The 20664-nt window shown below is 68.4% G+C and carries 24 protein-coding genes; 3 read left to right on the forward strand and 21 right to left on the reverse strand.

From position 1 onward, the window contains the following. Positions 1 to 201: 201 nt before the first annotated feature. From DPV74_RS14475 to DPV74_RS14545, 15 genes are all read right to left on the reverse strand, one after another. On the reverse strand, positions 202 to 1332 hold the full coding sequence (locus DPV74_RS14475) for a porin (protein WP_060174938.1): 1131 nt from the start codon (positions 1330 to 1332) through the stop codon (positions 202 to 204). Positions 1333 to 1614: 282 nt separating this feature from the next. Continuing rightward, complete coding sequence (locus DPV74_RS14480) at positions 1615 to 2292, reverse strand: response regulator (RefSeq protein ID WP_027788760.1); 678 nt, start codon at positions 2290 to 2292, stop codon at positions 1615 to 1617. A gap of 12 nt (positions 2293 to 2304) precedes the next feature. After that, positions 2305 to 3672: a sensor histidine kinase gene (locus DPV74_RS14485; protein WP_060316438.1), complete on the reverse strand. Its 1368-nt coding sequence runs from the start codon at positions 3670 to 3672 to the stop codon at positions 2305 to 2307. Between the two features lie 88 nt (positions 3673 to 3760). Further along, positions 3761 to 4618, reverse strand: coding sequence for an ABC transporter permease (locus DPV74_RS14490; protein ID WP_119337445.1), 858 nt, complete (start codon positions 4616 to 4618; stop codon positions 3761 to 3763). Between the two features lie 38 nt (positions 4619 to 4656). Further along, complete coding sequence (locus tag DPV74_RS14495) at positions 4657 to 5454, reverse strand: ABC transporter ATP-binding protein (RefSeq protein WP_027788757.1); 798 nt, start codon at positions 5452 to 5454, stop codon at positions 4657 to 4659. A gap of 121 nt (positions 5455 to 5575) precedes the next feature. Continuing rightward, positions 5576 to 6580, reverse strand: coding sequence for an ABC transporter substrate-binding protein (locus DPV74_RS14500; protein WP_119337450.1), 1005 nt, complete (start codon positions 6578 to 6580; stop codon positions 5576 to 5578). Positions 6581 to 6746: 166 nt separating this feature from the next. Beyond that, positions 6747 to 7529, reverse strand: a complete 783-nt coding sequence (fliR, locus tag DPV74_RS14505; protein ID WP_059694492.1) for a flagellar biosynthetic protein FliR — start codon at positions 7527 to 7529, stop codon at positions 6747 to 6749. Between the two features lie 25 nt (positions 7530 to 7554). Beyond that, the gene (fliQ, locus tag DPV74_RS14510) at positions 7555 to 7827 is read right to left on the reverse strand and encodes a flagellar biosynthesis protein FliQ (protein WP_021162238.1); all 273 of its coding nucleotides are present in this window, start codon (positions 7825 to 7827) and stop codon (positions 7555 to 7557) included. A gap of 19 nt (positions 7828 to 7846) precedes the next feature. Continuing rightward, positions 7847 to 8608 carry a flagellar type III secretion system pore protein FliP gene (gene fliP, locus DPV74_RS14515; RefSeq protein WP_027788754.1) on the reverse strand — a complete coding sequence of 254 codons (762 nt, stop codon included), beginning with the start codon at positions 8606 to 8608 and terminating at the stop codon, positions 7847 to 7849. A gap of 36 nt (positions 8609 to 8644) precedes the next feature. Beyond that, positions 8645 to 9217, reverse strand: coding sequence for a flagellar biosynthetic protein FliO (gene fliO, locus DPV74_RS14520; RefSeq protein ID WP_027788753.1), 573 nt, complete (start codon positions 9215 to 9217; stop codon positions 8645 to 8647). Further along, positions 9214 to 9705 (reverse strand): flagellar motor switch protein FliN, encoded by a 492-nt coding sequence (fliN, locus tag DPV74_RS14525; RefSeq protein ID WP_021162235.1) that lies wholly within the window; start codon positions 9703 to 9705, stop codon positions 9214 to 9216. Before fliN ends, fliO begins: the two co-directional genes overlap by 4 nt. Then, the gene (gene fliM, locus DPV74_RS14530) at positions 9698 to 10696 is read right to left on the reverse strand and encodes a flagellar motor switch protein FliM (protein ID WP_027788752.1); all 999 of its coding nucleotides are present in this window, start codon (positions 10694 to 10696) and stop codon (positions 9698 to 9700) included. Before fliM ends, fliN begins: the two co-directional genes overlap by 8 nt. Before the next feature lie 22 nt (positions 10697 to 10718). Continuing rightward, on the reverse strand, positions 10719 to 11255 hold the full coding sequence (gene fliL, locus DPV74_RS14535; protein WP_049097223.1) for a flagellar basal body-associated protein FliL: 537 nt from the start codon (positions 11253 to 11255) through the stop codon (positions 10719 to 10721). A 200-nt stretch (positions 11256 to 11455) separates the two neighbouring features. Beyond that, the gene (locus DPV74_RS14540; RefSeq protein ID WP_048024005.1) at positions 11456 to 12178 is read right to left on the reverse strand and encodes an LrgB family protein; all 723 of its coding nucleotides are present in this window, start codon (positions 12176 to 12178) and stop codon (positions 11456 to 11458) included. A gap of 13 nt (positions 12179 to 12191) precedes the next feature. After that, positions 12192 to 12668, reverse strand: coding sequence for a CidA/LrgA family protein (locus DPV74_RS14545; RefSeq protein ID WP_027788750.1), 477 nt, complete (start codon positions 12666 to 12668; stop codon positions 12192 to 12194). Positions 12669 to 12808: 140 nt separating this feature from the next. Here DPV74_RS14545 and DPV74_RS14550 point away from each other — a divergent pair, with 140 nt between their 5' ends. Next, the gene (locus tag DPV74_RS14550) at positions 12809 to 13735 is read left to right on the forward strand and encodes a LysR family transcriptional regulator (protein ID WP_027788749.1); all 927 of its coding nucleotides are present in this window, start codon (positions 12809 to 12811) and stop codon (positions 13733 to 13735) included. A gap of 23 nt (positions 13736 to 13758) precedes the next feature. Here DPV74_RS14550 and DPV74_RS14555 read toward each other — a convergent pair whose 3' ends face one another. The 3 genes from DPV74_RS14555 to DPV74_RS14565 all read right to left on the reverse strand — a co-directional run bounded on the left by DPV74_RS14555 (position 13759) and on the right by DPV74_RS14565 (position 16405). Next, positions 13759 to 14145 carry a type II toxin-antitoxin system VapC family toxin gene (locus DPV74_RS14555; protein ID WP_119337446.1) on the reverse strand — a complete coding sequence of 129 codons (387 nt, stop codon included), beginning with the start codon at positions 14143 to 14145 and terminating at the stop codon, positions 13759 to 13761. Between the two features lie 27 nt (positions 14146 to 14172). Continuing rightward, complete coding sequence (locus tag DPV74_RS14560) at positions 14173 to 15735, reverse strand: DHA2 family efflux MFS transporter permease subunit (RefSeq protein ID WP_027788746.1); 1563 nt, start codon at positions 15733 to 15735, stop codon at positions 14173 to 14175. A 178-nt stretch (positions 15736 to 15913) separates the two neighbouring features. Further along, a complete protein-coding gene (locus DPV74_RS14565) occupies positions 15914 to 16405 on the reverse strand; it encodes a MarR family winged helix-turn-helix transcriptional regulator (RefSeq protein ID WP_027788745.1) in 492 nt (163 codons plus the stop codon). A gap of 174 nt (positions 16406 to 16579) precedes the next feature. Between DPV74_RS14565 and DPV74_RS14570 the strand changes: the two genes are divergently transcribed. Further along, on the forward strand, positions 16580 to 16864 hold the full coding sequence (locus tag DPV74_RS14570) for a multidrug ABC transporter ATPase (RefSeq protein WP_119337451.1): 285 nt from the start codon (positions 16580 to 16582) through the stop codon (positions 16862 to 16864). A gap of 283 nt (positions 16865 to 17147) precedes the next feature. Beyond that, on the forward strand, positions 17148 to 18719 hold the full coding sequence (locus DPV74_RS14575) for an efflux transporter outer membrane subunit (RefSeq protein WP_119337447.1): 1572 nt from the start codon (positions 17148 to 17150) through the stop codon (positions 18717 to 18719). A gap of 22 nt (positions 18720 to 18741) precedes the next feature. Here the strand turns inward: DPV74_RS14575 and DPV74_RS14580 are convergent, their stop codons facing one another. The 3 genes from DPV74_RS14580 to gspL form a co-directional block, all read right to left on the reverse strand. Next, positions 18742 to 19530 carry a type II secretion system protein N gene (locus tag DPV74_RS14580; RefSeq protein ID WP_060357228.1) on the reverse strand — a complete coding sequence of 263 codons (789 nt, stop codon included), beginning with the start codon at positions 19528 to 19530 and terminating at the stop codon, positions 18742 to 18744. A gap of 31 nt (positions 19531 to 19561) precedes the next feature. After that, a complete protein-coding gene (gspM, locus tag DPV74_RS14585; protein WP_021162223.1) occupies positions 19562 to 20068 on the reverse strand; it encodes a type II secretion system protein GspM in 507 nt (168 codons plus the stop codon). Next, positions 20065 to 20664, reverse strand: a 600-nt coding sequence (gene gspL, locus DPV74_RS14590) for a type II secretion system protein GspL (RefSeq protein WP_119337448.1), incomplete at its 5' end; no start/stop codon positions are given. The genes gspM and gspL, both read right to left, overlap by 4 nt.

A 20664-nucleotide genomic window follows, 5' to 3' on the forward strand; every position in this document is an offset into this window, starting at 1 on the left:
CGCCCCACGGGCCGCAAGCGGCTTCGGGCCGGTTGTCGCACGGGCGGCCGGCGGCCGTTGTCCGGGCACCCCGGAGCGCCGCGGAAAGGACGAAAAAAAGGGCACGGTCGGCGCAAAGCGCCGGCGTGCCCGCATGGAGACATCCCGGAGGGAGGGAAAGGCGGGGTACCGCAAGCCCCGCCCGGATGGCCGGCCCGCAGGTCAGAAACGCGTGCGGATGCCCGACGTCAGTTCGAGCTGGTTCTTCGCGCCGAACGTCGACGACACCGTGTAGCCGCCGTGCAGCTTCATGTAGTCGCCGGCCAGGTACACCTCGGTGCGCTTGCTCAGGTGATAGAACACCGACCCGTAGATCGTCTCCTTGAAGCCGTTGGCGACGCCGTTGGTCAGGCTGAACGCGCCGAGGTTCGCGTTCGGCGTGAAGCCGTCGGCGTTGTTCGCGGCGTTTTTGATGCGCATCTGCTGGTAGCCGAGCTCGTAGTCGAGCGCGCCCTTCGGCGCGATCTTCATCGACACGGTCCACGAATCGTCGTGACGCTGGCCGAGCGGGCCCTGGTCGCCGTTGTAGCGGAAGTAGCCGGCGTTCAGGCGCACGATGTCGAACGTGTAGTTGCCGCCGACCGAGAATGTCTGGTTCCTGAAGCCGTTGTGGTTCACGTGGTTGTAGAAGCCCGACACGTTGAACGGGCCGCCGTTGTAGCCGAGCGCGGCCTGGTACGCGGAGCCGGTCGCGAACGAGGTCGAGTTGCTGAACTGGTAGCCGGCGCTCGCGAAGATGCCGTTGCTGAACAGCTTCTTCCACGCGACGCCGTTGTTGTAGCGCGTGCCGGTCGGGCCGGCCGCGTAGAAGATCATCTGCTTGAAGTTGTTCGAGTTGGTCCAGCCGCCTTCCTCGGTCGACAGCCTCGCGGAACCGTACGCATCGCCGTAGATCGCCGCCGAGTCGCGCGCGATCGTGTTCTGGAAGCCGGCCGTCAGCTTGCCGAAGCGCTCGTCCTCGACGCCGACCCATGCGTCGCGGTCGAAGATCTGGCCTTCGTCTTCCATCTGGCCGTTCGCGACCACGAATTCGCTTTCGAGGCGGAAGATGATCTTCGTGCCGCCGCCGATGTCTTCGGCGCCTCGCAGGCCCCAGCGGCTGCCGCTGAACCACGGCTCGCCTTCGTTGCCCATCCCGATCACATGCTTGCCGTTCGCGTCGGCGTGGGTCCGGTAGGTCGGAAAGCTCAGGTCCATCAGGCCGTAGAGCTGCACGCTCGACTGCGCTTGCGCGTGGGTGCCGGCGCACAGGCCTGCCGCCGCGATGGAAAGGGCAAGGGTTTTTCGTTTCAAGATCGTCTCCTCCGAGCTGCCGCATTGAAATCTGTTCGTTGGCAGTACGCAATGTATGCCGGATGTTGACGGCCACAGCGAGGGGGCCGACATCTAGCATCGTAGAGGGGGCAATCCTTCACGCCGCTTTCCCGGACTCGGGAATCGGATCGGTGAAAACACCGAACGCGCAACGATCACGGCGCGGGCAGGCGTGCGCAAGCGGGCCTGCCGGGTGTCCGGCTGGCCTGGCAAAATCTTTCGTGCTACGAATCGACGTCCGGTGCGACGGGGGCGTGCCCGTCAGTCGTGCGCGCTCTTCATGCGCAGGATGTAACCCAGCCCGCGCAGCGTGATGATCTCGGCCGTGCTGCCCGCGAGATGCTTGCGCAGCCGGTGAATATAGATGTCGATCGCGTCGGCGCTGGGCTCGTCGTCGAGCGCGAACACGCTGTCCATCAGCCGCGCCTTCGACACCGTCTTGTTCTGCTGCAGCATCAGTGTCTCGAGGATCGCGTGCTCGCGGCGGCGCAGCGCGAGCACCGTTTCGCCGCAGCGGAATTCGCGCGTGCCGAACGCATAGACGAGATCGCCGCACACGAGCTGCGTCGTGCCGACGCCGGCCTGCCGGCGGATCAGCGCGCGAATCCGTGCGACCAGCTCGCGCGATTCGAACGGCTTCACGACGTAATCGTCGGCGCCTGCGCCGAAACAGTCGACCTTGTCGTCGACCGAGCCGTGCGCGGTCAGCATCAGCACCGGCACGTTGTCGTTGCGGCGGCGCAGCCGCGCGAGCACTTCCTTGCCGCTGATGCCCGGCAGGCGCATGTCGAGCAGCACCGCGTCGTAGCGTTCGGTCTTCAGCACCGTGTCGGCGCGCTCGCCGTCGCCGACGGAATCGACCGCGAAGTCCTCGCCGCGCAGCAGGTTCACGATCCAGTGCGCGAGTTCGGCGTTGTCTTCGACCAGCAGGAGTTTCATGGCGACTTCTCTTCAGGCGTAGGCGGGCAGCCGCACGGTCACGACGATACCGCGATTGCCGGCCCCCGGCGCGAGCGACGCGCTGCCGCCGTGCGCCTGCGCGATTTCACGGACGATCGCGAGCCCGAGGCCCGAGCCTTCGGTGTCGGCCGACACGCGGTAGAACCGCTTGAACACGTGCGGCCGCGCTTCGGCCGGGATGCCGGGGCCGTTGTCGATCACGTCGAGCACGATCGCGTCGCCGTCGCGGCGTGCGGCCACCGTCACGCAGCCGCCGGGCTGCGTGTAGCGCACCGCGTTGTCGACGAGGTTCATCACCAGCGCGGTCAGCAGGCTGTCGCTGCCCGCGACGTCGAGCCGCTCGCCGAGATCGGCGCCGAGATCGATATTGCGCCGCTGCGCGAGCACGATCGTTTCCTCGAGCACGCTCGATACCACGGCCGCGAGATCGACGCGCTGGGTCAGCAGCGTCGACGGCGTGGCCTCCGCATGCGCGAGCAGCAGCAGCTTGTCGGTCACGTCGGCCATCTTGCGGCTGCTGCGCTGCATGCTGTCGAGCACCGACGCGAGCTCCGGGTCATCGTGCCCGCGCCGCTGCGCGTACTGGATCTGCGTGTCGAGCACCGCGATCGGCGTGCGCAACTGGTGCGCGGCATCCGCGATGAAGCGGCGCTGCGTGGCCGTGTGCATGTTCAGGCGCGCGATGCACTGGTTGATCGCATCGACGATCGGCCGCAGCTCGTTCTGCAGCCGCTCGGGGCGGATCGGCTCCAGCTCCATCGGCCCGCGGTCGGCCACGTCGTCCTTCAGCTTCATCAGCGGGCGCATCTCGAAGGTGAGGCCGAGGTACACGAGCCCCATCGCGAGCATCAGCATCAGCGACAGGCGCACGAGCTGCGGCCGCCAGATCGTGGCGACCATCGCGCGATGCGAGCGCGTCGTCTTCGCGACGACCACCGTGACCGTCTCGACCTGCCCTTCGTCGTACAGCTGGCGATCGTAGGCCACCGCGCGCAGCGGAACGCCGTCGAGCGACGTGTCGTACAGCGTCGGCTCGACGCCGTGCCGCGCGGGCACGTCGAGCGCCGGCGTGCCGGCGAGCAGGCGGTCGTGCCCGTCGATCACCTTGTAGAACACCGAATCGCGCGACGGTGATTCGAAGATCTCCAGCGCGGCCGGCGGCACGTCGGCGACCGGCAACCCGTTGCGCCATTCGACGTCCTCGCCGATCGTGCGCGCGGATGCGACGAGCGCGCTGTCCTGCACGAGCGCGGCCGTGGTCCGCGCGGTGTCGTACGACATCGCGCCCGCGATCAGCACGAACACCGCGAGCGGCAGCAGCAGCCACCACAGCAATCGCCCGCGCAGGCTGTGCGCCATCCTGTTGCGCTCCTTCTCCGGAATGCCGAACCGCGCCGGGAGCGCCGGCGCGGTCGGAAGTGTCATGTCAGGCGTGCGCCGGCGGCGTTCAGAACGCCGCGGGGCGCCACTTCAGCAGCCGCTTCTCGAGCCAGGTCAGCAGGTAGTCGGCGGCCAGCGCGACCACGGCCAGCACGATCATCGCCGCGAACACGCCGCTCGCGTTGAACGCGCCCTGGGCGGTGGAGATTAGCAAACCGATGCCCTGCTTGGAACCCAGGAATTCGCCGACGACCGCGCCGACCAGCGCGAAACCGAAGCTCACGTGCAGGCTCGCGAGAATCCATGAGAGTGCGGACGGGATCACCACCGACGTCGTGATCTGCCGGCGCGACGCGCCGAGGATCTGCGCGTTCGCGATCAGGTAGCGGTCGGCTTCGCGCACGCCCTGGAACGCGTTGCCGAACACGACGAAGAACACCATCACGACGGCCAGCGCGATCTTCGACGCCATCCCGAGGCCGAGCGCGATCACGAAGATCGAGCCGAGCACGACGCGCGGAATCGAGTTCGCGATCTGGATGTACAGGCCGAACACGTCGGCCATCAGCTTGTTGCGGCCGAGCACGATCCCGCAGATCACGCCGGCCACCGAGCCGATCAGGAAGCCGATCGTGGTTTCCTCGAGCGTCACCCACACCTGCGTGAGCAGCGGCCCTTGCGACGTGCCGTTGACGAACCAGTCCTGGATCTGCGCGAAGATCAGCGTCGGCTGCGAGAAGAAGAACGGGTCGATCCACTTGAGCCGCGCGGCGAGTTCCCAGCCGCCGAGCACGACGACGAGCACCGCGATCCGCAGGCCGATGATCAGTTGCCGGCGGCGGCGCAGCCGGGTTTGCGCGGCGCGCGACTCATCGTCGAGCGTCGTCGCCGGGATGGCGGTGGGGGGAAGCGTCATGTCGGTCATGCTCCTGTCCTTGCTGTCCTTGCCGTGCGGCGTATGCGTCAGCCGATCTGCACTTCTTCGCGCAGGTCGTGCCAGATGTCCTTGGAAATTTCGATGAAGCGCGTGTCGTAGCGGATCTCCGACGTGACGCGCGGGCGCGGCAGGTCGATCTCGTACACGCGCTTGAGCGTCGCGGGGCGCGCGGTCAGCACGAACACGCGGTCGGCGAGCGCGATCGCCTCCTCGAGGTCGTGCGTGACGAACACGACTGAGCCCTTGTTCGCGGACCAGAGCTGCAGCAGCTCGTCCTGCATCAGCGTGCGCGTCTGCATGTCGAGCGCGGAGAACGGCTCGTCCATCAGCAGGATTTCCGGCTGATTGATGAAGGTCTGCGCGAGCGCGACGCGCTTCCTCATCCCGCCGGAGAGCTGGTGCGGGTAGTGCTTCGTGAACTTGTCGAGGCCGACCTTGCGGATCCATTCCTCGGCCTGCGCATACGCGACGTCCTTCGAGCGGCCGCGAAACAGCGGGCCCGCCGCGACGTTGTCGATCACGTTGCGCCACGGGAACACCGCGTCGGCCTGGAACACGAAGCCGATGCGCGGATCGATCCCGTCGACCGGGCGGCCCATCACGCGCACTTCGCCCGACGCGGGCTTGAGCAGCCCGGTGATCAGGTTCAGCGTCGTCGACTTGCCGCACCCGGTCGGCCCGACGATCGCGATGAACTCGCCGCGCGCGACGCTCATGCTGAAGTCGCGCAGCGCGACGGTGGCCTTGCCTTCCGGCGAAATGAAGCGGCACGACACGTTGCGAAACTCGATCGCCGGTGTGCTCGGGGAGACTGCCTGGTTCATCGCATTCGTCCTGCGGGTGAGGAGGGCGCCGCACCGTGGCGACGCCGGGCCGGTCAACCGGGCCGGAACGGGGCACGCAAGGCGGCGGGATCGCCGCCGCCCGCGCCGCTATCGGGATCGATCACTTCGCATTCACGAAATCGTTCGTGTAGGTGCGCGCCAGGTCGATATGCTTGCCCTTCACCGACGGGTTGAATGCCGACAGCACCTTCAGCACGGTGGCCGGTCCGTCGGCCGGCATCCTGCCGTCGGCGGTGTACATCGGCAGCGACGCCTTCAGCGCGCTCACGTACAGCGCCTTGTCCTTCTGGTAGTCGGCCGGCATCTTCGCGGCGATTTCCTCGGCGCTGTGCGTGTGGATGAACTGCATCGTCTTCGCGAACGCATGCGCCAGCCTGGTCGCCTGCGCCTTGTGCGAATCGGCCCAGGCCGACTGCACGTACAGGCTCGCGGCCGGGTAGGTGCCGCCGAGCGCCGCGCGCGTGCCTTCCAGCGTGCGCAGGTCGACCAGCACCTTCGCGTCGCCCATCTTCTCGAGCGCGGATACCGTCGGCTCGGTCGTCATGCCGGCGTCGATGCGGCCCTGCTTGATCGCGGCGATGAAGCTCGCGTCGGCGCCGACCGGCAGCATCGTGTACTGCGTCGACGGCACGCCTTGCTGCAGCGCGAGATATTGCGTGAGGAAGCTGGTCGACGAGCCGAGGCCCGTCACGCCGAGCGTCTTGCCCTTCGAATCGGCCATTGACTTGAAGGTCGGCGCGGCCTTGGTCGACACCATCTCGACTTCGCCCGGCACCTGACCGAACACGGCGATCGCCTTCACGTCCTTGCCCTTGCTCTGCAGGTCGATCGTGTGGTCGTAGAAGCCGACGACGCCCTGCACGGCGCCCGCGAGCAGCTCGTTTTCCGCGTCGACGCCGGCCGGCTGCGACAGCAGCTCGACGTCGAGCCCTTCGTCCTTGAAGTAGCCGAGTTCCTGCGTGAGCCGCGCGGGCAGGTAGATGAGCTTCGCGATCCCGCCGACCATGATCGTGATCTTGCCGCCGTCATCGGCGAGGGCGGGGTGGGCGGCAAGCGCGCAGCTCAGGCTGGCTGCCACGGCGAGGGTGCGCAGGATGGGTCGCATCGGGTTGTCTCCGTTCGTTGTATTCGTCAGGCGCGATGCTTGCTGCATCGTTGCGACGAGTATAGGGACGTGAAACCTTCCGCAACCTTTCGCGGGACAGTGGAACCTTTAGGGGTTTTCCAGCAACGGGGGGCCGGAACAGGCAGCCAACGGGGGCGGGATGCGCTCAGCGCCAGCCGGTCAGCACGCGCCCCATCGCATCGATCCCCATGTCGAACAGGTGCGACACGAACGGCACGAGGTTGGGCACCATCAGCTGCACGAGCAACAGCCCGACGAGCATCGTGACGGGAAAGCCGATCTGGAACACGCCGATCTGCGGTGCCGCGCGGTTCAGGATGCCGAGCGCGAGGTTCGTGATCAGCAGCGCCGCGACCACCGGCAGCGAGAGCAGCAGCCCCATCTCGAACACCGTCGTGCCGAACGCGGCGAGCGTGCGCCAGCCGGGCGCGTGCAGCAGGTCGGCCGACACCGGCAGCGACTGGAACGACGCGGTGAGCGCGGCGAACACCTGCAGGTGGCCGTCCACCGCGAGGAACGCGAGCATCGCGACCGCGTTCAGGAAGCGGCCCATCACGGGCGTCGCGCCGCTCGTGTGCGGATCGAAGAAGGTGGCGAAGCCGAGCCCCATCGACAACCCGATGAAGTCGCCGGCCGCCTCGACGGCCGCGAACACGATCTGCATCGTGAAGCCCATCGCGGCGCCGATCAGGAACTGCGTGACGAGGATCCAGATGCCCTGCGCGGAAAACACGGTGACGTCCGGCATCGCGCCGAGCGTCGGCGCGACGACCAGCGCCATGAACGCCGCCAGGCCGATCTTCACGCGCGCGGGCACCGATGCGTGGCCCACGACGGGCGCGGTCGCGACGAGCGCGAGCATCCGCACGAACGGCCACAGGAACGCCGTGAGCCAGCCGTTGAGCTGCGCGTAGGTAACCGAGAACATCGCCGCCGGATCGTGCGCGCGCGGCTCAGCCGACGCCAAGCGTCGCGACGTGCAGCAGCGTCTGCCGCAGGTAGTCGAGCATCGTCGTCATCATCCACGGACCGGCGATCACGAGCGTCGCGGCGACCGCGAGCAGCTTCGGGATGAACGACAGCGTCGCTTCGTTGATCTGCGTCGCGGCCTGGAACAGGCTCACGACGAGGCCGACCGCGAGCGCGACCAGCAGCAGCGGGGCGGAGAGCAGCAGGCCGACCATCATGGCCTGGTGCGCGAGGGTCATCACCTGTTCGGGCGTCATCGTGCGTTTCCTCCGCGGCTTACGTGAAGCTCTGCGCGAGCGAGCCGATCAGCAGCTGCCAGCCGTCGACCAGCACGAACAGCATCAGCTTGAACGGCAGCGACACGGTGGACGGCGACACCATCATCATCCCCATCGACATCAGCACGCTCGCGACGACCATGTCGATGATCAGGAACGGGATGAAGACCGTGAAGCCGATCTGGAAGCCGGTCTTCAGCTCGCTCGTGACGAACGCGGGCACCAGCAGCGACAGCGGAACGTCTTCCGGGCCCTGCATCGGCGCGGCCTTCGAGATCTTCGCGAACAGCGCGAGATCGGTCTCGCGGGTCTGCTTCAGCATGAAGGTCTTGAACGGCGCGACGCCGCGCTGCACGGCCTGCTCCATCGGCATCGAGCCGTCGGAAAACGGCTTGTAGCCGTCGTTGTAGGCCCGGTCGAGCACCGGCGACATCACGAAGAAGGTGAGGAACATCGCGAGGCCGACGAGCACCTGGTTCGGCGGCGTCGTCGCGGTGCCGAGCGCCTGGCGCAGCAGCGACAGCACGATGATGATGCGCGTGAAGCTCGTCATCATCAGCAGCATCGCCGGCAGGAACGACAGCATCGTGAGCAGCAGCATCGTCTGCACGCTCAGCGAATAGGTGGTGCCGCCGTGCGGGCCCGGGCTCGCGTTGAACGCGGGCAGGCCGTTCGCCTGCGCGCATGCGAGCGCGGGGGCGAGGCAGAGGATCAGCACGGGCGCGAAGCGCGCCGCGCGATGCAGGAATGCGTGTTTCATCGGAATGCGGGATCGGAAAGAGGGCGCGGCGCCATGTCAGCGGTCCTTCCCGCGACCGAGGCGCTTCGCGGCTTCGCCCGCGAGCGCGTCGCGAAACCGCGAGCCGAACGTGCCGGGCAGGCCGCCTTCGGACGGCGCGGCGCCGGAAGGTGCGCCGGTCGAGGCGGTCGTCGCGCCGGCCGCCGCCGAACCGGCCGGCAGCGCATGCAGCAGTCGCACGTTGCCCGGCGCGACGCCGAGCACGAGCCAGGTGTCGCCGATCTCGACGATCGTCGCGCTTTCCTTGGCGCCCACCGCGACGCTCGACACGACCTTCAGCGGGCCGCCGCGGCGCACGTGCTGGAAGCCGAAGCGGCGCGCGAGCCACGCGCATGCGAACACGAGACCGATCACGACCGCGAGCCCGACGAGGGTCTGCAGCACCGCGCCGATGCCCAGCGACGGCGCGGCCGAACCGACGGTCACGCTCGACGCGATCGCCCCGGCGTTGTTCACCGCGTTCATGTCGGCGGCACCGGCCGGTGCGCACGCGAGCGACGCCGCGATGGCCGCGACAGCCGCCACCGCGCTCGCGACGCGCGCACGGCGGCCGGGCTTCGCCACGTTCATCGATTCAGCTTCCGGATGCGTTCGGCCGGCGTGATGATGTCGGTCAGGCGGATGCCGAACTTGTCGTTGACGACCACCACCTCGCCCTGCGCGATCAGGCAGCCGTTCACGAGCACGTCCATCGGCTCGCCGGCCATGCCGTCCAGCTCGACGACCGAACCCTGCGCGAGCTGCAGCAGGTTGCGGATCGCGATCTTCGTGCGGCCGAGCTCCACGGTCATCTTGACCGGGATGTCGAGGATCATCTCGATGTCGTTGTGCGTCGAGCTGGCCGCGGCCTTCGACAGCGGCTGGAACACGCCGGCGCCCGTCGCGCCCGGCTGCACCGGCTGCTGGTTCTGCTCGGCGAGCGCGGCGGCCCAGTCGTCCATGCCCGGATCTTCCTCCGCTGCGGCCGGCGCCGCCTGCGCGGCGGCGGCCGAGGCCGCGAGGGCCGCGTCGGCCATCGCTTGCGCGTCGTCCTCGGGCGTCTGGTTCAGCTCACTCATATCCACCTTCCTTCATCGAATCGCCCGCGCTGATCATCTTCTGCACGCGCAACGCATATTGACCATTGAAAATTCCGTAGCCGCATTCCATCACCGGCACACCGTCGACCTTCGCGGTGATCGTGTCCTCGATCTCCAGCGGCAGCACGTCGCCCGCGCGCAGGTTCAGGATCTTCTCGAAGGTCGACGAGATTTCGGCGAGATTCGCGGTCAGCTCGACCTCGGCGGCCTGCACCTGCTGCGACAGCACACGCACCCAGCGGCGGTCGACTTCGAGCGCCTCGCCCTGGATCGGCGATGCGAGCACGTCGCGGATCGGCTCGACCATCGAGTACGGCATGCAGATGTGCAGCGTGCCGCCCGTCGGCCCGAACTCGATCGAGAACTGCGTGACGATCACGATCTCGTTCGGCGTCGCGACGTTCGCGAACTGCGTGTGCATCTCCGAGCGCACGAATTCGAACTGCAGCGGCCGCACGCTCTTCCACGCGGTCGTGTAGTGCTCGAACACCAGGTTCAGCAGCTTGCCGATGATCCGCTGCTCGGTGGCCGTGAAATCGCGGCCCTCGACGCGCGTGTGGAAGCGCCCGTCGCCGCCGAACAGGTTGTCGACGACGAAGAACACGAGGTTCGGGTCGAACACGAACAGCGACGTGCCGCGCAGCGGCTTCACGTGCACGAGGTTCAGGTTCGTCGGGATCGGCAGGTTGCGGGTGAACTCGCTGTACTTCTGCACCTTCACCTGGCTGACGGAGATTTCCGCCGTGCGCCGCATGAAGTTGAAGATGCCGATCCGCAACAGGCGCGCGAAGCGGTCGTTGATGATCTCGAGGCCGGGCATCCGGCCGCGGACGATCCGCTCCTGCGTCGCGATGTTGTAGGGGCGGACGCCCGACGTGTCGCGCTGCTCGTCGACTGCATCGGTTTCGCCCGTGACGCCCTTGAGGAGGGCATCGACCTCCTCCTGGGACATGAACTCCTGGTGGCCCATACGCGCTCCTTTCTCGGCCGCGTTACTGGACGACGAATTCGGTGAACAGCACGTCGTCGACCTTCGCGCGCTGGTTGCCCGGCTGCGTCGGCTGCTCGATCAGTTCCCGCAGTTCCTTCGCGAGCGAACGTTTGCCGTCCGGCGTCGCGAGATCCTCGGGATGCTTGTTCGACAGCGCGAGCAGGATCCGGCTGCGGATCTCGGGCATCCGCGCGGTCAGCTGCTCCTGCGCCTTCGGGTCGGTGAGCTTCAGCGACAGGCCGACGCGCAGGTAGTGCTGCGCGCCGTCGTCGGACTGCAGGTTCACGGTCAGCGGGTCGAGCGGGAAGAACACCGGCGCGGCCAGCGGCGCCGGCTCGGCGGGCGCGCTCGCATGGCCGACGCCTTCCTTGCTCAGGAACACGTACATGCCGCCGGCTGCGGCGGCCGCCGCGCCCAGCGCGATGACGGCGATGAGCGCGATGCGCTTGAACTTGCCGGACGAAGCCGGCTTGTCGGCGGTCGGGTTTGCGGTCGTGGAGGCCATGTGGATGCGTGCGTGATGTCTCGTAGCATGCATTGTTCGGCATCCGGGCCGAGCCTGATGGGCGGAAAAGAGGGGGGATTTGCGGCTATCTCAGCCGATTGTCGGCCGGCGCGGCTCGATGCAGGGCAGGAACGGCGGGGGAAACCGGCCGGAGGCGGCGGGCCGGCGCTCCGTCAGGCGGGAAAGGCGAGGAGCGGTGGGGCGGGCGAGCCGTGGCGCCCGCCCGGACAACGTCAGATCGGCAACAGCGACAGCAGCGGCGCGATCAGCACCATCGCGACGCCCGCGATCATCATCGTGAGGCTCGACACGACGCCTTCCTCGCTGCCGATCTCGCGCGCCTTCGCGGTGCCCACGCCGTGGGCGGCCGCGCCGAACAGCGCACCGCGCGCGAGCCGCGTGCGCATCGGCACCAGCGCGAGCACGATCTCGCCGAGCAGCATCCCGCAGATGCCGGTCGCGATCACGAAGAGGGCGGTGAGGTCCTTCGGCGCATGGATCTTGTCGGAGACGGCGAGCGCGAACGGGGTCGAGACCGAGCGTGTCATCAGCGAGCGCTGCAGCTCGGGCGACAGGTGCAGCAGCTTCGCGAGCAGCAGCGAGCCGCACACGCCCGCGCCGATCCCGACCGCGACGCCGACCGACAGCGACAGCCAGTGGCGGCGGATCAGGTCGCGATAGTCGTAGATCGGCACCGCGAACGCGATCGTCGCCGGGCCGAGCAGCCACATCAGCCAGCGCGTGTCGCGGAAGTAGACCGAATACGGGATGCCGGTCAGCAGCACGAGCAGCACCAGCACGCCCGGCACGAACACGAGCGGCGAGAACAGCAGCGTCTTCCTGTACGCGTAGAGCCGCTTCGACGCGAAATACAGCGCGACCGTCAGCACGAAGCAGCCGACGGAGATCGCGGTATTCACCTGGTCGGCGGACAGGCTCGACAGCAGCGGCAACATGGCGGGCTCCGGCTCAGTGGGCGGACACGGTGGCGAGGCGCGCGCGGCGGCGTTCGGCGAACACGCGCTGCGCGGCGAGCCGGCGCTCGAGCTTCGCGGCGAGGTCGACCGCGACGGCCACCGCGACCATCACGAACGCGGTGCCGGCGAGCATCACCAGCGCGATGCGCCAGCCGTCCTCGCGGAACAACCCGCCGTACTGCACGGCCGCGACGGCGGCCGGCACGAAGAACAGCAGCATGTCGGACAGCAGCCAGTTCGCGCCGTCCTTGACCCACGCGGGCGCGACGCGGCCCGAGAACAGCAGCACGAGGAGCACCGCGAGGCCGATCACGCCGGACGGAATCGGCAGCCCGATCCTGCGCACGGCCCAGTCGACCGCCATCCACAGCACGCCGAGCGCGGCGGCCTGCAGCACGATCCGGCCCGTGTGCGCGATGCTGCCCGAAGCGGCGGGGCGGGCGGCGGCGGTAGCGGTCGTCTTGGTCATGGCAGGCTCCATACAGATATTGCGTCGATGGGAGGAGTATAGGGTTTCCCCTAACCATAAATAAAATGACTTGTCTCTATCCTTATCATTCCAATTCGGAATTCTGATTGAGTTTGTTGCACCAATCTGGGGAGTGATCGATGGAATTGCGCGCACTGCGGTACTTCGTCGAGGTGGTTCGCCAGCAGAGCTTCACGGCGGCCGCCGACAGGCTGTTCGTGACCCAGCCGACCATCAGCAAGATGGTGAAGGCGCTGGAGGACGAGATCGGTTCGCCGCTGCTGCTGCGGGACGGCCGGCAGATGGTGCTGACCGACGCCGGGCGGATCGTGTTCCAGCGCGGCCAGGATGTGCTCGCCGCGCAGGCGCAGCTGCAGTCGGAGCTGAACGATCTCGGCACGCTCGGGCGCGGCGAGCTGACGATCGGCATCCCGCCGCTCGGCGGCTCGCTGTTCACGCCGATCATCGCCGCGTACAAGCAGCGCTACCCGAACATCGAGCTGAAGCTGTTCGAGCAGGGCGCGCGGATGATCGAGGCCGCGCTGACGTCGGGTGAACTGGAACTCGGCGGGCTGCTGGAGCCGGTGGATCCCGGCACCTTCGAGCGGCTGCCGATGGTGCGTGCGCCGTTGTGGCTCGTCGCGCCGCGCGAGTCGCGCTGGGAGGATCACGCGGCCGTGCCGCTCGCGGATCTCGCGCGCGAGTCGTTCGTGTTCTACGCGGAAAGCCTCGCGCTGCACGACGCGGTGCTGGACGCGTGCCGGCAGGCCGGCTTCACGCCGTCGATCGTGAGCCGCAGCGGCCACTGGGATTTCATGGCCGCGCTCGTGCATGCGGGGGTCGGCATCGCGCTGCTGCCCGAGCCGTACTGCCGGCGGCTCGACGCGGGCCAGTTCACGTGCCGGCCGATCGTCGAGCCGGAAATCACGTGGGCGATCGCGCTCGGCTGGCTGAAGAAGGGGTATCTGTCGCACGCGGCGCGCGCGTGGCTCGACGTCGCGCGGGCGACGCTGCCCATCGCGCCCGGCGACGATCTGGCGTTCGGCGGGTTGCGGGCGAGGGCGTGACGGCCGGGCGATGCCCGGCGCACTCAGACGTGCCTGATCGGGCCCGGATAGCGGGCGACGGTATGGTCGTGCGCAAGCAGCGTAATGCCTTCCGAGATCGCCTGCGCGACAAGGAGACGGTCAAACGGGTCTCGATGGATCGACGGCAGTTGTTCGACTGCAAGTGCGTGTGCGCTCGTGATCGGCAATTCCACGTAGCCGACATCGAGGAGATTGCGACGGAGCACGTTTGGGTCCACCTGGAAATCGTCGCGATCCAGGCCACGCTTGATGACGATCTCCCAGAGGCTCGCGACGCTGAAAAGCGGTGTACAGGCGGGATCCTCGATGAGCGCACCGGCGCGGGCGGGCAGTTCGGCCGCACCGGCTGCCGCCCGAAGAAGCAGGCGTGTGTCGAGCAGCAACTTCATGCGTCACCCTCGAACCGCTTGCCGATTTCAATGCCCCATCGCCGGCCCCGCCCCCTTCCTCGGCTTCGTGATCCACACGAGCGCCGCGAGCGCGCCGAACATGAAGGCCGACAGCAGGAAGAAGTCGTTGGTCGCCATCATGAAGCCCTGCTGCGTGACGAGCTGGTTGAGCTGCGCGTTGGCCGTCTGGCCGACGATGCCGAGCTGCGACAGCGCGCCCTGGTAGTCGGTCGTGCTCTGCGCATACACGCTCACCGATTCCGACAGCCGCGCGTGGTGGTAGATCGCGTCGTTCTCCCAGAACGTCGAGCTGGCCGCGGTGCCGATCGCGCCCGACAGCGTGCGCAGGAAGTTCGACAGCCCCGACGCGCTCGCGAGCCGCTCGTCGGAGATGCTCGACAGCGTGATCGTCGTCATCGGCACGAAGAAGCACGCCACGCCGATCCCCTGCACGAGACGCGGCAGGATCACATGGTTGAACGGCACGTCGAGCGTAAACGTCGAGTTCCAGATCGACACGCCGGCGAACACGATGAACGCGAAGCTCGCGACCATCCGCAGGTCGAGCCGGTGCATGTTGCGGCCGATCAGCGGCGACAGCACGAGCGCGAGCAGCCCGACCGGCGCGGTCGCGAGGCCGGCCTTGCCCGCCGTGTAGCCCATCACCGTCTGCAGCCACAGCGGGAAGATCACGACCGAGCCGAAGAACGCCATGAAGCCGAACGAGATGATCAGCGCGCCGAGCGCGAAGTTGCGGTCCTTGAAGAGCGACAGGTCGACCACCGGCTCCTTCTCGGTCGCCTCCCACACGAGCATGAACGCGAGCGACACGACCGCGATCAGCGCGAGCGCGACGATGAACGTCGAGTTGAACCAGTCGCGGTCCTTGCCGAGGTCGAGCATCATCTGCAGGCACGACACGCCGATCACGAGCAGCGCGAGGCCGATCGCGTCGATCCGCTGCTTCGTCGTCTTCGTCTCGCGGCCGCGCAGCAGGAAATACGCGCAGGTCGCCGAGAAGATGCCGATCGGCAGGTTGATGTAGAAGATCCACGGCCACGTGTAGTTGTCGCTGATCCAGCCGCCCAGCAGCGGGCCGAAGATCGGCGCGACGATCACCGTCATCGCCCATAACCCGAGTGCGAGCCCGCGCTTCGCGGGCGGATAGCTGCGCATCAGGATCGTCTGCGACAGCGGCACCATCGGCCCCGACACGAGGCCCTGCAGCAGCCGGAACGCGATCAGCGTCTCGAAGTTGGTCGCCAGGCCGCACAGCGCCGACGCGATCGTGAACGCGAGCACCGACAGCGTGAACAGCCGCACCTCGCCGACGCGCCGCGCGAGCCAGCCGGTAAGCGGCACCGCGATCGCGGACGCGACCGAGTACGACGAGATCACCCAGGTGCCTTCGCTCGTCGCGACGCCGAGGCTGCCCGAGATGGTCGGCACCGCGACGTTCGCGATCGACGTGTCGAGCACTTCCATGAAGGTGCCGAGCGCCAGCCCGACGGTGAGCAGCGCGAGTGCGCCGCCGGACAGCGGCGCGGGTTCGGCGGCGGGGGAGGCGGCGGATGCCGTGGTGGCGGACATCGAAATCTCCTAGACGCGGCGCGCGCGACGCGCCGGCACAACGCACGGGTGTGCGCCGCAGCGCAGCCCGGCCGGGTGGAACGGATAAAGGGAAAAGGGGAGCGCGTGCCCTGTCATCTTCTGCCCAGACAGATAAATAAGCGAACGCTTAACCTAGACATGGGGGCCTCCGCGCACATCAGCAGTCCGCTTCGTCGTCGGGTTTCGGGCAGCCGGCCGTGCCGGGCCCGTTGGCGATGAAGCGTTGCAGCAGGCCGGTGAGCGTCGCAAGCTCGTCGGCCGAGAAACCGTCGAGCTGCGCGTTGAGCGCGGTCGCGATCAGCGACGGCAGCGCACGGGCGGCTTCGGCGCCGCGTTCGGTCAGCGTCAGCTCGATCATCCGGCGGTCCTGCTCGCTGCGCGAACGGGCAATCAGCCCCTTGCGTTCGAGCCGGTCGAGCATTCGGGTCATCGAGCCGCTGTCGTACGACATCTTGCGGGACAGCTCGAACGGTGTACGCGCATAACCGCGCGCCAGCAGCAGGATCACGCCGATCTGCTGCGCGGTGAGGTCGAGCGGCTCGAGCGCGCGATCCATCCGCTCGACGAGCGCCTGCTTCGCCTTCGACAGGTAATAGCCGAGGCTCGTTTCCAGCGTGATGTTCTCGGGATCGTAGAGGCCGCCGGTCATGCGATTGCGCGCGCAGCAATAGTGCGTTTCGGATTTGGACGCGCCCAGTATCTTGAAAATTGATTGCTTAGTCAATATTATTCGAGACTACCAGTTACGACGTGCATGTTGCACTGCCGGAGACTATGTTCTGACCGATTCGCCCGCGCTGCTGGGCACCCGAGGATGTTCGCGATGCTGTTCCTGAAAAATGCCGCCGGCGCGCTGCGCCGCAACCTGACCGATACCGCTCACCATGTGTTTTCCGGGCCGCACCGCGGCTGGAAGATCGCGCTGTACGTGACGATGCTGGTGGTGCCGGGCGGCTCGCTCGCGGCGCTCGGGGTGGCATGGTTCGATCATCGCCGGCAGCGCAACGCGAAAGACGGTGCGCGCGGCACGGGCCAGCCGGCCGCGACGGAGCCGTCGACATGGCGGCCCGCCGCCGAACCGCTCCCGCTGCCCGCACGCTGCCACTGACGGCGCGCCCTCCCGCCTGTCTTCCTGACTGTTTCGTCCGGGTTCCGTCCGAACCCCGGCCGCGCCCCGCACGGCCGGCATCGCCCGCCCGTCTTCCGGCCAGCGAGCCGTAATGGCCGGTAAACCGGCCGCTCGCGCCGGTAACACATTCCTGTCGCCGCGCACCGTACCCTTTGGGCTGCGCAGCTATCCCGCCGTCAGTTACCATTTGTCCGCCAGCGGCACGACGACCGCATCGCGCGACGCCGTTCGCCGGACGTCGCGCCCAGACAGGAATATCACCATGCCGTACGCCTCCCTCCCGCGCGCCCTTCGCCCGCTGAGCGCCGCCGTCGCCGTCGCGACGGCCGTGCTGCTCGCCGGCTGCGCCGTCGGGCCCGACTATCACCGGCCCGACACGTCGATCCCCGCCGCATACAAGGAAGCGCCGGCCGGCTGGAAGGTCGCGCAACCCGCCGACCGCACCGATCGCGGCCCGTGGTGGACGGTCTACAACGATCCGCAGCTCGATGCGCTGATCGGCAAGCTCAACGCATCGAACCAGACCATCGCGCAATCGGCGGCCGCTTACCGGCAGGCGCGCGCGCTCGTCACCGAGGCGCGTGCCGCGTATTTCCCGACCGTCGGGCTGACCGCGTCGGGCTCGCGCGCCCGCACGCCGCGCACGTCGATATCGTCGGGTTCGTCGTCGGGTTTCGGCAGCGGTTCGTCCGGTTCGATCAACAACAGCTACAGCGTCGGCCTCGACGCGAGCTGGGAACCCGACCTGTGGGGCAAGGTGAGCCGTACCGTCAGCGCGCAGCGCGCCGGCGAAGCGGCCGCCGCGGCCGATCTCGCGAACGCGCGGCTGTCGCAGCAGGCGCTGCTCGCGCAAACCTATTACCAGCTGCGCACGTCCGATGCGCTGCAGAAGCTGCTCGACGACACCGTGAAGTCGTACCAGCGGTCGCTGACGCTCACGCAGAACCAGTACGCGCAGGGCGTCGCCGCGCGCGCGGACGTGATCCAGGCGCAGACGCAACTGCAGAGCGCGCAGGCGGCGTCGATCGACAACGGCGTCGCACGCGCGCAGTACGAGCATGCGATCGCGACGCTGATCGGCGAACCGGCGTCGACCTTCTCGCTGCCGCCGAATCCGCTCGCGGCCGAGCCGCCGATCACGCCGGTCGACGTGCCGTCCGCGATCCTCGAGCGCCGGCCCGACATCGCGGCGGCCGAGCGCCGTGCGGCGGCCGCGAACGAGCAGATCGGCGTCGCGATCTCGGCGTTCTTCCCGACTCTCACGCTGTCGGCCACCGGCGGTTTCCAGAGTTCGGTGTGGTCGCAGCTGTTCACGCTGCCGGCCCGCTTCTGGACGGTCGGCCCGCAGCTCGCGGCCACGCTGTTCGACGCAGGGCTGCGCGCCGCGCAGACCGACGCCGCGCGTGCGACCTACGACCAGGACGTCGCCGCGTACCGCCTCGCGGTGCTCACCGCATTCCAGGACGTCGAGGACAACCTCGCGTCGCAACGCATCCTCGCGCAGGAAATCGACGTGCAGCGGCAGGCCGTCGACAGCGCCGAGCACGCGCTCGCGATCGTCACGAACCAGTACAAGGCCGGCACGGTCGCCTACCTGAACGTGCTGACCGCGCAGACCACCGCGTTCACCGCGCAGCAGAAGCTCGCGACGATCGCCGGGCAGCGGATGGTGTCGTCGGTCGGGCTCGTGAAGGCGCTCGGCGGCGGGTGGAACGTCGCGGAGATGGCGCGCGAGAACGGCGACATGGCCGCGCCCGCACCCGTGCCGGCGTCCGGTGCGGCCGCGCCGGCGGCCACCGCACCGTCGGTCGCCGCGCCGCTCGCGCAGAAGTAGGAAGGAAAGGGCGACGCGCGCGTCAGCGCTGCGCGTCGCCGAAGATCAGCGAAACCTCGTTGTTCCCGATCGGGTGGCCGAGCAGGTTCAGGAGCCCGGCGAGGTTCGCCTGCTGCTCGGGCGCCGAATGCGCGGTGCCGCGGAACGATCCCTGGCCGGGGCCGAAGTTGCCGTGGCCGTCGAGAAACAGCGGGCCCTGCGTCGTCGACAGGTCGAGATCGGCGCCGGCCCCCTTCGCCTGCAGCACCGCGCGGTACGAACCGAGCGGCTTCACGCGCGAGATGCGCGAACTCATCGAGTCGATCGTCACCGTCAGCTGGCCGAACGCGTTGTTCCCGATCAGGCGCCAGTCGCTCCAGCCGAGCCGCACGTCGCCTTGCAGGTCGAGCGTGTTGAACGGCGTGCCGAGCCCCGCGAGCAGCGACGCCGGCACGGCCATCGTGCCCGCCGACAACACCGCGCCGCGCCACGTCGCATCGAGCGTGACCGCATCCGGCATCGCGTCGGTCTGCCGCATGCGCATCTGCACGCGCCCGGTCAGGAGCGGCCAGAAGCCCGTGGTCCATTCGACCCGGCCCGGCAGCAGCGTCGCCGCGCTCTGGTCGGCCCCCGGCGCGAGCATCAGCGTGCCCGAACCGTGCCACAGCGACCCGTCCGGATCGACGAGATTCACGTGCCCGCCGGTCGCGCGCGCGAACTGCGGCGCGATCCACGCGGCCGGCGCGAGCGCGACGAGCGTCACCGCCGTCGCCAGTCCGCCCGCCAGTACCCACGGCAATGCGGTGGCGAGCCGCTTCATCCCCGGCCTCATCGGCCGACCGCCACTTGCGTCATCCACTGCGTCATTTCTGCGTAGACGGTTGCATCACGGCCGTCAGGTCGACCTGGCCGTCGTCCTTCAGCGCGGTGGCATGTGCCTCGCCGACCTGCACCTTGAACTGCCGGCGCGCATCGTCGAGCCACTGCGTCCACGCCGGGAACGACACGTTCTTCATCTGGATCTGCACGCCGTTGCCGACGATCTGCACCTGCGCACCCTGCATCCCGTGATCGGACAGCGACGCGGTCAGCGCATCCTTCAGCGCGAGGCCGGTCGGTGCCACGCCTTGCGCGGCGGCCGCCAGCGACTTCGCCTCGTTCGCCTGCGCGGTCATCTGCGCGAGCTCGCGGCGCATCGTCGGCAGCTCGCGCTGGATCCGCGCGCGGCCTTCCTGCGCGGGCGACCACAGCACCGAATACGCGATCGCGACCGCCAGCACGGCGCCGCCCCAGCCGAGCAGCATTTTTTCGCGCGGCGAGCGCTCGCCCCAGAACTGGGCCAGCGTCTGGTTCAGTTGTTCCGTCTTCATGAGCGGCTCCGGATCGTCCATTTGCCCGTGTTGCTGTCGACTTCGCCGGACAGTCCGTTACGCGCGAGGCGCTGCGTGAAATCGGGATCGACCTTGACCTCCGGCTTGAAGCCGACGTCGAGCCGCCGGTCGTGATAGTCGAGCGACGCGATGCCGTTCAGCGGCAGCGCACCCATCGATCGCGACAGCCCGCTCGACAGCGCGAGGAAATCGTTCGGCGACAGCTCGCCGGCTGCCACGCGCAACTGGTCGAGCTGGCGCTGCATCTGCGCGGGCGGATCGAGCACCGTCGTCGTCTTCGGGAATGCGGACAGCAGCGTCTCGGTGATCTGTGCCGACAGCGCATCGCGCTCGCGCGACAGCTTCCACCAGTGCAGATTCATCCCGATCACCGCCACGCCGAGCGTCGCCGCGGCGAGTGCGAGCGGCACGCGCAGGCGCTTCACCGTCGCGCGGTCGAAGCGCCACGGCTGCGATTCGAATTCGAACTGGCACAGGTCGAACTTCTCGGTCAGCGCGCGCCGCGCGAACGCGTCGAACGACAGCGGCGCGGCACCCGGCAGCAGCGGGCCGTCGGCGCGGCCGACCGACGCGAG

It is taken from the genome of Burkholderia sp. HAN2018 (assembly GCF_024704855.1).
Lineage (GTDB): Bacteria > Pseudomonadota > Gammaproteobacteria > Burkholderiales > Burkholderiaceae > Burkholderia > Burkholderia cepacia.